11 protein-coding genes are annotated in these 12285 nt (G+C 70.7%); 7 read left to right on the top strand and 4 right to left on the bottom strand.

From position 1 onward, the window contains the following. Positions 1–46: 46 nt before the first annotated feature. Complete coding sequence (locus ACWCWD_RS25425; RefSeq protein WP_450775953.1) at positions 47–1105, bottom strand: LacI family DNA-binding transcriptional regulator; 1059 nt, start codon at positions 1103–1105, stop codon at positions 47–49. Positions 1106–1394: 289 nt separating this feature from the next. Here ACWCWD_RS25425 and ACWCWD_RS25420 point away from each other — a divergent pair, with 289 nt between their 5' ends. From ACWCWD_RS25420 to ACWCWD_RS25400, 5 genes are all read left to right on the top strand, one after another. Beyond that, entirely contained in the window at positions 1395–2321 is a 927-nt protein-coding gene (locus ACWCWD_RS25420; RefSeq protein ID WP_450775951.1) for a carbohydrate ABC transporter permease, read from the top strand. A gap of 5 nt (positions 2322–2326) precedes the next feature. Beyond that, on the top strand, positions 2327–3271 hold the full coding sequence (locus tag ACWCWD_RS25415; protein WP_450775949.1) for a carbohydrate ABC transporter permease: 945 nt from the start codon (positions 2327–2329) through the stop codon (positions 3269–3271). 95 nt (positions 3272–3366) lie between these two features. Continuing rightward, entirely contained in the window at positions 3367–4704 is a 1338-nt protein-coding gene (locus tag ACWCWD_RS25410) for an ABC transporter substrate-binding protein (RefSeq protein ID WP_450775947.1), read from the top strand. A 55-nt stretch (positions 4705–4759) separates the two neighbouring features. Further along, positions 4760–6928 carry a beta-galactosidase gene (locus ACWCWD_RS25405; protein ID WP_450775945.1) on the top strand — a complete coding sequence of 723 codons (2169 nt, stop codon included), beginning with the start codon at positions 4760–4762 and terminating at the stop codon, positions 6926–6928. Positions 6929–7003: 75 nt separating this feature from the next. Further along, positions 7004–7687, top strand: coding sequence for a nucleotidyltransferase family protein (locus ACWCWD_RS25400; RefSeq protein ID WP_450775943.1), 684 nt, complete (start codon positions 7004–7006; stop codon positions 7685–7687). Positions 7688–7774: 87 nt separating this feature from the next. On the opposite strand, the gene ACWCWD_RS25395 is transcribed toward ACWCWD_RS25400, so the two are convergent. From ACWCWD_RS25395 to ACWCWD_RS25385, 3 genes are read right to left on the bottom strand one after another with little or no spacing between them, the layout of a single operon-like run. Continuing rightward, positions 7775–8557 (bottom strand): response regulator, encoded by a 783-nt coding sequence (locus ACWCWD_RS25395; protein WP_450775941.1) that lies wholly within the window; start codon positions 8555–8557, stop codon positions 7775–7777. Positions 8558–8570: 13 nt separating this feature from the next. Then, a complete protein-coding gene (locus ACWCWD_RS25390; protein ID WP_450775939.1) occupies positions 8571–9971 on the bottom strand; it encodes a sensor histidine kinase in 1401 nt (466 codons plus the stop codon). A 56-nt stretch (positions 9972–10027) separates the two neighbouring features. After that, positions 10028–10909, bottom strand: coding sequence for a CPBP family intramembrane glutamic endopeptidase (locus tag ACWCWD_RS25385; protein ID WP_450775934.1), 882 nt, complete (start codon positions 10907–10909; stop codon positions 10028–10030). 201 nt (positions 10910–11110) lie between these two features. Between ACWCWD_RS25385 and ACWCWD_RS25380 the strand changes: the two genes are divergently transcribed. Next, positions 11111–11911 (top strand): hypothetical protein, encoded by an 801-nt coding sequence (locus tag ACWCWD_RS25380; protein ID WP_450775932.1) that lies wholly within the window; start codon positions 11111–11113, stop codon positions 11909–11911. Beyond that, on the top strand, positions 11908–12075 hold the full coding sequence (locus tag ACWCWD_RS25375) for a hypothetical protein (protein ID WP_450775930.1): 168 nt from the start codon (positions 11908–11910) through the stop codon (positions 12073–12075). The genes ACWCWD_RS25380 and ACWCWD_RS25375 overlap by 4 nt, the downstream gene beginning before the upstream one ends. Positions 12076–12285: the final 210 nt, after the last annotated feature.

Raw genomic sequence — 12285 nt, 5'->3', positions numbered from 1 at the left:
GTCTGATCCGCGGGGTGCTCCCGCGTCCGCCCCGGCCGGTCCGCGGTCACCCCCGAGGGGGTGCCGCGCGACCGGCCGAGGCGTGTCCGGGGACGGCCGGGGCGATGCCGGGCGGCCTCTGCGCCGGCGGGGGAGCGGTGCTCTCCCGCAGGACGAGCCGCGTCGGTACGAGCGTCGTACCGTGCCCGGGGCCGCTCTGCCGCATCTGGTGCAGGACGCCCTCGACGCAGCGGCGGCCCACCTCGGCGAAGTCCTGGTGGACGGTGGTCAGCGGAGGCAGGAAGGAACCGGCCTCGGAGATGTCGTCGAAACCGACGACGGAGACGTCCTCGGGCACCCTGCGCCCGCGCTCGTGAAGGGCGCGCAGCAGGCCGAGCGCCATCTGGTCGTTGGCCGCGAACACGGCGGTGCACTCGGTCTGTCCGGCGATGTGGAGCCCCGCCCGGTACCCCGACTCCGCCGACCAGTCGCCCCGTACGAGGGGCGGCGGAACCCTTCCCTCCTCCTCCAGCGCCGAGCGCCAGGCGTCCGCCCGGCGCTGCGCGGCGTAGGAGCCCTCGGGGCCCGCGAGGTGCCAGACGGTGCGATGACCCAGGCCCAGCAGGTGGTGGACGGCGTCGCGGGTGCCGCCCGCCTGGTCGGTGTCCACGACGCTGTAGCGGTCCCCGGCGTCGGAGTCCGCGACGACGACCTTCACGTGCGGCGGCAGCGAGAGCCGCGCCTCGTCGAGGAGGTGGACCTCCATGATGACGATGGCCGCGTCGATGGCGAGTTCGCCGAGGCGTGAGAAGGCGCCCCGCACCTCGTCCTGGGTGGGGACGGCGACCGGCAGCAGCGTGACCGCGTACCCCTCCTGGGCGGCCGAGGTCGCGATGGCCTCCAGGGTCCGCACGTTGCCGGTGGTGGAGAGCGTGAAGGTGATGACCCCGATGGTGCGGAACTCGCCGCGTTTGAGCGCGCGTGCCGCGCTGTTGGGGCGGTAACCGAGGTCCTTCATCGCTGCCAGGACCTGCCGTCGGGTCTCCTCGTTCACACCGGGGAAGCCGTTGGAGACGCGCGAGACCGTCTGGGAGGACACCCCCGCGACCCGGGCCACATCCGCCATCGAGACGGTTCTGCGGCGCTTCGGATCCCCGTTCCCGGGAGCCGGTCCGGTCGGGAACATGCCTGTGCCAGGGGGGCGTTCGCCTGCTTCGTCCACCGTCTCCCTCATCGGATGTCGCTTTCGTGTACGGCTCTTGACCGCCCATCTGGGGGCAGTGTAGACATGCCGCCACCGGATGTTTACGTAAACATAATGCCAGTCGGGCTGTTGGGGCGAGCCCGTTCATCTGCCCGGAACGTGTGCGTGAACGTCCTTTCCGGTCCGGTGAAGCATGAGCGAGGGACGCGAGATGACGACGCTGCAACCGCCGGCGGCCACAGGGGTCCGACCGGCAGGACCGCCGGTGACGCGGTCCCGCCGCTCATGGGCGGGATGGGGGTTCATCGGCCCCTTCGTGCTCGTCTTCGCCCTGGTTTTCCTGGTGCCGCTCGGGTACTCGGTGTATCTGAGCCTGTTCCGTACCCAGTTGATCGGCGGCACCACGTTCGTCGGCCTCGACAACTACCAACAGGCCTTGCAGGACCCGCAGTTCTGGGACGGGGTCGCCCGCGTCGGGCTGTTCCTGGTGGTCCAGGTGCCGATCATGCTCGGCATCGCGCTCTTCGTCGCACTCGCCGTCGACAGCGGCCGCCTGTACGGCAAGGAGTTCTTCCGGATATCCGTCTTCCTCCCGTACGCCGTACCCGCCGTCGTCGCCACCCTCATGTGGGGCTTCCTGTACGGCCCCAGGTTCGGCCTGGTCGGCGACATCAACGACGCGTTCGGCCTGCACCTGCCCGACCCGCTCTCCTCCGGACTGGTCCTCGCCTCGATCGGCAACATCGTCACCTGGGAGTTCGTCGGCTACAACATGCTTATCTTCTACTCGGCGCTGCGTGTGGTCCCGCACTCGCTCTACGAGGCGGCCGAGATCGACGGCGCCGGCCCGTGGCGGGTCGTCGCCGCGATCAAACTCCCCGCGATCCGGGGCGCCCTGGTCATCGCGACGATCTTCTCGGTCATCGGCAGCTTCCAGCTCTTCAACGAGCCCGCCATCCTGCAGAAGCTGGCGCCGAACACCATCACCACCGACTACACCCCGAACTACTACACGTACTCGCTGTCCTTCTCCGGCCAGCAGCACAACTACTCGGCGACGGTCGCCATCGTCATGGGCGTGATCACCATGGTCGTCGCCTACGTCGTCCAACTGCGCGGCATGCGCAAGGAAGCGTGAACGCGATGACGACGAACAGTGCGACCGAGGCCTCCCGAACCACCGCGATTCCCAAGCGCGTTGCCACGCCCCGCTTGCGCGCACAGCGCAGCGCCCACACCCCGGGCCGCCCCCGGCGCAGCGTCCTGCTGACCGTGGTCACCGGCGTGGTCCTCGTCTACAGCCTGCTGCCGCTGGTCTGGCTGGTCATCAGCGCCACCAAGTCGCAGACCGGACTGGCCCGTTCGTTCGGCCTCTGGTTCGACGGGGACTTCGCCCTGTGGGACAACCTCAGCCAGACCTTCACCTACCAGGACGGGGCCTTCGGCCGCTGGCTCCTCAACACCCTCCTGTACGTCGTCGTCGGCGCGGGCGGCGCCACCTTCCTGGCGGTACTCGGCGGCTACGCGCTCGCCAAGTTCCGGTTCCCGGGCAAGCGCGCCGTGTTCGCGGTCGTCATCGGCGCGGTCGCCGTGCCGACCACGGCGCTCGCCGTCCCGACCTTCCTGCTGTTCAGCAAGATCGGCCTGACGGACACCCCGTGGGCGGTGATCATCCCCTCGCTGATCTCGCCGTTCGGCCTCTACCTGATGTGGGTGTTCGCCACCGAGGCGGTCCCCGCCGAACTGATGGAGGCGGCGCGCATCGACGGAGCGAGCGAGCTGCGCACCTTCTTCCAGGTCGCGCTGCCGCTCCTCGCCCCGGGCACCGTCACCGTGCTCCTGTTCACCACGGTCGCGACCTGGAACAACTACTTCCTGCCGCTGATCATGCTCAAGGACCCCGACTGGTACCCGCTGACCCTCGGCCTGGACGCCTGGAACAAACAGGCCGCCACGGCCGGCGGCGAGGCCGTCTTCAACCTGGTCGTCACCGGCTCGCTGCTCACCATCGTGCCGCTGATCGCCGCCTTCCTGCTGCTCCAGAAGTACTGGCAGTCCGGACTCGCCGCCGGAAGCGTCAAGGAATAGCCCCGGGCACCCCACGCGCGCACGTCGCGCGTGTGCCGCCCCCCCTCTCACCGTCCGCACGTCATGTCGAACCACGAGGAAGTGGAAATACCGCCATGTCCCAGCACTCCCGCCGCCTGTTGCGCGGCCTCGGTCTCGTCTGCGCCCTGGCCCTGGGGGCGACCGCCTGCGGTGGCTCCGACGACGACTCCGGCCAGAAGCAGGTGGGTTCGTCCGACATCCAGGCCGCGCTGCAGAAGGGCGGCACCGTCACGGTGTGGGCCTGGGAGCCCACCCTGAAGCAGGTCGCCGAGGACTTCGAGAAGAAGTACCCGAAGGTCGACATCAAGCTGGTCAACGCGGGCACCAACAACGACGAGTACAAGGCGCTGTCGAACGCCATCTCGGCGAAGAAGGGCGTCCCCGACGTCGCCCAGCTGGAGTACTACGCGCTCGGCCAGTACGCCCTGACGAAGGAGGTCGCCGACCTCAAGGCGTACGGCGCCGACAAGCTGGCCGGCTCGTACTCGCCCGGCCCCTGGAACTCGGTGTCGTCCGGCGGCGGTGTCTGGGGCCTGCCGATGGACTCCGGGCCGATGGCGCTCTTCTACAACAAGAAGGTCTTCGACCAGTACAAGATCGCGGTGCCGACGACCTGGGACGAGTACGTCGAGGCCGCCCGCACCCTGCACAAGGCGAACCCGAAGGCGTACATCACCAGCGACCTCGGCGACGCCGGTCTGACCACCAGCCTTCTCTGGCAGGCCGGTTCGCACCCGTACAAGGTCGACGGCACGAAGGTCGGCATCGACTTCACCGACGCGGGCGCCGTCAAGTACACCAGCACCTGGCAGAAGCTGATCGACGAGAAGCTCGTCTCGCCCGTCGCCGGCTGGAGCGACGACTGGTACAAGGGCCTGGGCGACGGGACCATCGCGACCCTCCCGATCGGCGCCTGGATGCCCGCCAACTTCGCCTCCGGCGTCAAGGACGCCGCCGGTGACTGGCGCGTCGCCCCGCTGCCGCAGTGGGAGAAGGGCGCGAACGCCAGCGCCGAGAACGGCGGCAGCTCGCTGGCCCTGCCCGCGCAGGGCGAGAACAAGGAACTCGCCTACGCCTTCGTGGAGTACGCCAACTCCGGCGCGGGAGTCCAGACCCGCATCGCCAACGGCGCGTTCCCGGCGACCACCGCAGACCTGGACTCGAAGGAGTTCCAGGACACCGCGTTCCCGTACTTCGGCGGTCAGAAGGCCAACGAGATCTTCGCCGCCTCCGCGAAGAGCGTGCCCAGCGGCTGGAACTACCTGCCGTACCAGGTGTACGCCAACTCGATCTTCAACGACACCGTCGGCAAGGCGTACATCTCCTCGACCAAGCTGTCGGACGGGCTGAAGTCGTGGCAGGACAAGTCGCTGGAGTACGGCAGCGAACAGGGCTTCACCGTCGAGAAGTAGCACCCGAGGCCGACCACGTCACCTCCTCTCAACCCCGGCCTGTGGAAGGACGCGCATGACCTCCCCCCGCATCTCCCGTCTCCCGTACGCGAAAGGCCCCGACGGCGGCAGTCGGCTCGGCTACGGCGCCGACTACAACCCCGAGCAGTGGCCGCGGGAGGTGTGGGAGGAGGACGTTCGGCTGATGCGCGAGGCCGGGGTGAACATCGTCTCGCTGGCGATCTTCTCCTGGGCCAGACTCCAACCCACCGAGGAAAGCTGGGACTTCGGCTGGCTCGACGAGGTCATGGACCTGCTGCACGCCGGCGGCATCGGGGTCGACCTCGCCACCGCCACCGCTTCCCCGCCGCCGTGGCTGACTACCGCGCACCCCGAAATCCTCCCGGTCACCGCCACCGGCGAGACCGTGTGGCCCGGCGCGCGCCAGCACTGGCGCCCCACCTCGCCGGTCTTCCGCAGCCACGCACTGCGCCTCGTACGGGAGATGGCGACCCGCTACGCGGACCACCCGGCCCTCGTCGCCTGGCACGTCAGCAACGAACTGGGCTGCCACAACGTCTACGACTACTCCGACGACGCGGCCCGCGCCTTCCGCGACTGGCTCCGCCGCCGCTACGCCACGCTCGACACCCTCAACCACGCCTGGGGCACCCACTTCTGGTCCCAGCGCTACAGCGACTGGGACCAGATCCTGCCGCCACGCCTGGCGGCCTCGCACCCCAACCCGACCCAGCAGCTCGACTTCAAGCGGTTCTCCTCGGACGCCCTGAAGGAGTACCTGCTCGCCGAGCGCGAGATCCTGCGCGAGATCACCCCCGACACCCCTGTCACCAGCAACTTCATGGTGATGAGCGGGACCAAGGGCATGGACTACGCCGACTGGGCCGACGCGGTCGACTTTGTCTCCAACGACCACTACGCCACCACCGGACCCCGCAGCCGCGACGAACTCTCCTTCTGCGCCAACCTGACCAGCGGTATCGCGGCCCACCGGCCGTGGTTCCTCATGGAGCACTCCACCAGCGCCGTCAACTGGCAGCCCATCAATCTGCCGAAGAAGCCCGGCGAGCTGGCACGCGACGCACTGCTGCACGTCGCCCACGGCGCCGACGCGGTCTGCTTCTTCCAGTGGCGCCAGTCGGCGGCCGGCGCCGAGAAATACCACTCGGCGATGGTTCCGCACGCCGGATCCGACAGCCAACTCTTCCGTGATGTCGTGGAGTTGGGGCGCACCCTGGAAGCGCTCGCGCCTCTCTCCGGCAGCGAGCGCGAACCCGCCCGGGTGGCCATCCTCTTCGACTGGGACTCCTGGTGGGCCAGCGAGCAGGACTCGCACCCCACCTCCCTCCTCGACTACCACCGCGAGGCCCTCGACTGGTACTCCGCGCTGCTGAGCCTCGGCGTCCGCGCCGACGTCGTACCCGCGCACCGCACCGGTCTCACCCCGTACGACGTCGTGATCGCACCGGTCCTGCACGTCGTGCCGCAGGCACTCGCCAAGGAGCTCACCCGCTACGTCGAAGGCGGCGGCCACCTCGTCACCACCTACTTCTCCGGCGTCGTCGACGAGAACGACCACATCTGGCTCGGCGGCCACCCCGGGGCCCTGCGCGACCTGCTCGGCATCCGCATCGAGGAGTTCGGCCCGCTGCTCGAAGGGGACACGGTCGACGTGGACCTCGACGGCGGCCATGAACCGGACGGCGCCCCCGGCCGGGACGCCGACCCCGCTCCCGGCGCGGACGGCGACCCCGCTCCCGGCGCGGGCCGCACCACGACCGGCACTCTGTGGACCGACCGGATCGACATCACCGGCTCCGACGTGGACACCCTCGCCCGCTACCGCACCGGAACGTACACCGGCCGCCCGGCCGTCACCCGCCGCACCGCGGACAGGGGTTCGGCGACGTACGTCTCCACCCGCCTGGGCATCGACGGCCTCGCCGCACTGCTTCCCCGGCTGCTCGCCCCGGCCGGGGTGTCCGGTGAACTGCCCGAGCAGGCGCGGGGAACGGTCGAGCAGGTCGTACGACGCGACAGCGCCGCCCGCTACCTCTTCCTGGTCAACCACGGCGACGCACCCGTCCCGCTGCCCGGGGTGACCGGCGAGGTGCTGGTGGGACCGCCGACCGGGGACGTACTCGTCCTGCGGCCCCGGGAGGTCGCCGTACTGCGGCAGCCCACGACACCGGGCGAAGCGCCGGAACGGCACCGGACGCCCTGAGTCGCCCCCGGACCCAGGGGCGGGCAGCCCGAAGACCGATGCGTGACGCCACCTCCGTGTGGCATGGTCCGGAGCATGCCCGCCCCCGCCGTGGACTTCGAGATCACCCGTGAGAGCCTCGCGCGCACGGCCGCCGACGCGACGGACCTGCGAGGACTCGCCGGCGCCGCACCGGAGGAACAGGCCCTCGCCTTTGCCCGTACGGTCCTGCGGAACCCGTCCGTCGCCGCCGTGCTGGAGCGTCTCGCGACGCTCGACCTCCCGCCCTGGTACCTGACAGCGGGATCCCTGTTCCAGACGGTCTGGAACGCCGTTTCCGGCCGCGCCGACCTCAACCACGGCATCAGGGACCACGACCTGTTCTTCTACGACGACACCGATCTGTCGTACGAGGCGGAAGACCTGGTGATCGGGCGCTGCCTGAAAGCCTGCGAGGACCTGGGCATCGAGCTGGAGCCGCGCAACCAGGCACGCGTACATCTCTGGTACGGGCCGAAGTTCGGCAAGGAGATCGCCCCGTACACGAGCCTCGACGAGGCGATCGGCTCCTTCGCCGCCACCTGCTGCTGCGTCGCCGTGAACCTGGACAGGGACGGACTGCTCCGCGTCCACAGCACCCACGGCTTCGCCGACCTGTTCAACCTGGTACTGCGCCCGAACCCGATGACGGTCGCGCCCCGCCAGGTGTACGAGGCCAAGGCCGAGCGGTGGACGGCGCTGTGGCCGGAACTGACGAAGCTGCCCTGGCCACAGGGCTAAAGGCTGTCCCGCAGCTCCTGGCGGGTGTGCGACGACAGCTACGGCACCCTCGCCGCGTTGTCGGGACGTCGCCCGACCCCCGTCGGTTCAGGGCGTGCCGGAGGCCAGCCCGACCCGGTAGGCGAGGACGACCGCCTGGACCCGGTCGCGCAGGGCGAGCTTGGCCAGGATCCGCGAGACGTAGGTCTTCACCGTCTCGGGGGTGATGTACAGCGCCGCCGCTATCTCGGCGTTGGACAACCCTCCGGCCATCTGCCGGAGCACCTCCAGCTCGCGGGGCGTCAGCGCGCGTACGACGTCCTGCCGGGCCGGCCGGGAGGTGTCGGCGGGGCGCAGGTGCTCGGCGTAGTGGCCGATGAGGTGCCGGGTGACGGCGGGGGCCAGCAGAGCCTCGCCCCGGGCAACGGTCCTGATCCCGTTGACCAGTTCAGCGGGCGGCGCGTCCTTGAGGAGGAAGCCGCTGGCGCCGGCGCGCAGAGCGTCGTAGACATGGGCGTCGACGTTGAACGTGGTGACGACCAGCACCTTCGGCGGTTTCCCGGAGCCGGAGCCGGAGCCGGAGCCGGAGTTGGAGCTTGATCCGGTGCCGGTGCCGTCGCCGGAGCCGGTGCCGTCGCCGGAGCCGAATGCGGAGTCGGGTCCGGCGAGTTGGCGGGTCGCCTCGATGCCGTCGAGCAGGGGCATCCGGATGTCCATCACGACCACGTCGGGGCACAGCCGCCGCGCTGCCTCCACCGCCGCGTGCCCGTTCTCGGCCTCGCCGACGACCTCGATGTCGGGCTGGGCCGAGAAGATGGTGACGTAGCCGGTCCGCACCAACTCCTGGTCGTCGCAGACGAGTACGCGGATCGGCGGGGGCGCATCGCTCACAGGGCTGCTCCGGTCACTCTCGGACGGGCTCGGGTCGGGGCTCGGGTTTGGGCTCGGCATCAGGCTTGCGCTCGGGTTCGGGCTCGGGTTCGGGCTCGGAGGGAATCGTGGCACGGACCTCGAACCCGCCTCCCGGCAGGGGTCCGGCCTCCAGCTCACCGTCGAGCATCCGCACCCGGGTCCGCAGCCCGGCCAGCCCTCGTCCACCCTCTGGCCCCGGTTCGCGAGGGGCCGGCGCGGCGGTCGGCGCGGCGGCGCGTACGGGGCCGTCGGTGGTCACCACGATCTCGACGCGCTCCTCGCCGTGCCGGACCAAGACCCGTGTCGGCCGCCCTGCCGCGTACTTCATCGCGTTGGTGAGTGCTTCCTGCACCACCCGGTACGCGGCCAGCTCCACGTCCACGTTCCGGGGCCGCCGCTCGCCCCGCTCGCTCAACTCCACCGGCTGCCCCGACCTGCGGGCCTGCTCGACGAGGTCTTCCACCCGGCCGAGGGCGGGGCCCCGGTTCCCGTACCAGGAGCCCTCCCCGGCGGGGCCACCGACCTCGCGGCTCGCGGCCGCGGACCCGGTGGCCGCGGACCCGGTCACGGTCGCGGACCCGGTCACGGTCGCGGACCCGGCGGTCGCCGACTCGCCCGTCGCTTCCAACACGCCGAGCAGATAACGCAGTTCCGTCAGGGCGCGGCGTCCGGTGTCGCTGACGGAGGCCATGCCCGTCGTGGCCCGTTCCGGCGCCGACGCGATCAGGAACTGCGCCGCGTCCGCCTGCACCACCATCGCCGTCACATGGTGGGTGACCACGTCGTGCAGTTCCCGGGCGATCCGCGCCCGCTCGGCGGCCGTGGCCATCTCGCCGGCCAGCCGCCGCCGTTCCGCCTCCTCCGCGCGCCGTCTGCGTACACCGCTCCCCACCAGCCACACCACGGCCAGCACCAGGTAGAACGCGAGATAGTCCGTCACCTCCCCCGGGGAGCCGAGCCGGTGCAGGCCGACGGTCAGCACCGCGTACCCCGCGCTCGCCACGGCCGCCGAGCCCCGGCGGAAGCGGACCAGATGGGCTCCGGCCGAATACAGCGCCAGATACAGGCCCATGCTGGCGAACGTCGTCGCGAAACCCAGGGCCTGGTGCAGGGCGCAGGCGACGGCGACGACCGCAAGACAGCTCGCGGGCAGGCGGCGGCGGGCCGCCAGGGGGAGGGTCTGGGCCAGGATCAGCCCGAAACTCAGCGCGTTCGCCGGCCGTTCGGGCAGATCACCGATCTGCGCTCCGATGCCCGAGAGGGCCGGTACGAAGGCCAGCAGGGCGAGCGCCAGGGCGAGGACACCATCCTTGAGGAAGGCGTCCTGCTCCTTCCATCGGGCGAGCAAGGGCCGCAACGAAGTCGCACCCAAAGGCATCTGACGAAATATCATGCGTCGCCCTCTCTCCTCTTCCTTCTTTTCCGTCGTCCCCGAAGAGCCGGTTCCTCTCAGCGTCGGCCGGGACGCCGGGGCCGCAGACCGCCGTTCCGGCCGGCGAGGACGAGCATCGGGACGGTGAGCAGCACGCTGATGAGGATGGGCACGATCGACGTCTCCAGACCGAATGCGCCGCCGTTGAGCAGGGCGGATCCGTGGGTGGCGACCGTGAACAGGCCCTGGGGAGTCTGCCCGGAGACCGGGATGCCGAGCAACTGCTCGGCGGTGTTCCAGGCGAAGTGCAGACCCACGACGAACCAGATGCTACGCCGCCACAGGAACGCGGCCCCGAGCATCACACCCGCCTCCACGGCGATGGCGAGCGAACTCCACACGCTCGCTCCAGGAGCACCGAGGTGGGCGACGCCGAAGAACAGCCCGGTGATCACGAGGGCGGCCCGGCTGCCCCACCGCTGTTCCAGGGCCTGGAGGGCGAATCCGCGGAACATCAGCTCCTCGGTGACCGCGGCGCCGGTCTGCACCATCGCCGCGGACAGGGTGACGGAGAAGAGGCCGTTGCCCGCCCAGGAGAACGAGTAGCCCCCGAACGCCGCGATCAGGAGGGTGGAGACCAGGACGAATCCCAGCCCGAGCGCGCCGCCGCGCAGCGCCTCGCGTCCGGCGCCCAGCCGGGCGACCTCGGGTACGGAGCGTCCCGCGACCCGGCGCATCACCACCCCGTACAAGGCGACCGCGGCGACCGCGCCCAGCGCCGGCACCGGACCGGGGCCGGTCGCGGTCAGCGCCGAGACCACGCCGACACCCGCCATGCCCGTCAGCATCCAGCCGAGCGGAGAGCGGACGGCCCGGCCGAGACGGCCACCCCTGCCGCCGCCCTTCTCGTCCGGACGGGACCCTGCGTCGTCGTGCTGTGCGGTGGACGGTGTGTTCATCGTGACCTCCGTGGGGAGACGGTCGCTCCGACGGCGACCGGTCTGACGAACACGCTAGAAAACCGCCGGCCTGCGCGAATCACCCGCGCAGGGACGGTCCGGGTAGCTCTCGCGGGGGATGCGCCGCGCCTGTCGACCGGCTCCGTTCATGACAAGATCCATCCCGGGGCCGTCAACGCGGCGGTATGGGGGAGGACTTGCATGTCGATCGACGCCGGCGACTTCGCGGCCCGGCTGAGGGCCGAGCAGAACGATCCGAACCGTGAGGAGCGGCTGCGGCAGGACCGCGCGAGGCGGCGCCGCACCATCGGGCTGTGGGCGGGGGCGGGGGTGCTCCTGGCCGGTGGGTTCGCCTTCTGGCTGTCCGACGTCATGGGCGGTGAGCGGCCCGCGAACGAGCCGTTCGCCGCGGGGGCCCTCGATGAGGCGCTGTGGCCCGATGAGTGGCCTCTCACCACGGCCATACCTTTCCGAGGCTCTCCCGCGGATTCCTGGGACCGCGCTCCTGTGCCGAGCAGCGTGCCGTCGCCCGAGGCCCGCCCGGTCGGCGGGCTCAGCGAGGAGGAGGTGGCCGGGGACCTGTCCGCGGTGCGCGACTTCGTGTGGGAGGCCAACGCCTCCCCGGAGGTACTGAGCGGCCAGCGCCCCGCGAGGGCTCTCGCGTTTCTCGCGCCCGGTGGAGCCGCCCCGGGTGATCTGGAGGCCGCCCTCGCCCACCCGGCGCGGGACCGCAGTCCGTTGGAGACCTTCACCCGCTTCGATCCCGCTGAAGTCGTCGCCCTGGAGTACACCAGGGTCAAGGGCTCGATGACGTACGAGGCCACGCCCGGCCGGGACCTTCTGGTGCACGCCGACTACACCTTCGTCTACGCCGTCACGAAGACGGAAGGCGGCTGGGAAGTCCGCCCCTACCGCGAGGAAGTCGCCAGAGTGGTCGTACGGCGCAGGCTGAGCGCGACGGTGCGGGAAGGAAAGCTCGTGCTGGGCCCTCCACGTACGTGATCGGCAACGACGCCTGTCCCGCGCGGGGGGACGGCTTCATCCATCCGCTCTTCTCCAAGGAGGCGGCCAAGGTGAAGGACGCCAAGCGGTTCGACCCCTACGCGGCCGGAACGCACCTCGCCACCGCGCCGGCCGGAACCTGCCTCATGCCCACCCACACCTGACGAAGGTCCCCGCACCGGAGGCGGCAAGCCGCCCCGTACGCCCGCGGCTGCCACTCCACCGCGGCCGTTCGACGTCACCGCGCTCTTCCCTCAACTGGGCCCACTGGCACGTACGGCAACCCGGTTGCACCCCCGCCCCGGGTCTCCGTCACCGCAGGACAGTTCCATCGGCGGACCGCTGCTGTGGCCCGCCGACCAGCCGTGGCCGTA

Source organism: Streptomyces sp. NPDC001493 (assembly GCF_053597235.1).
The sequence above is the reverse complement of the archived record's forward strand: the minus strand, read 5'-3'. Positions and strand labels throughout refer to the sequence as shown.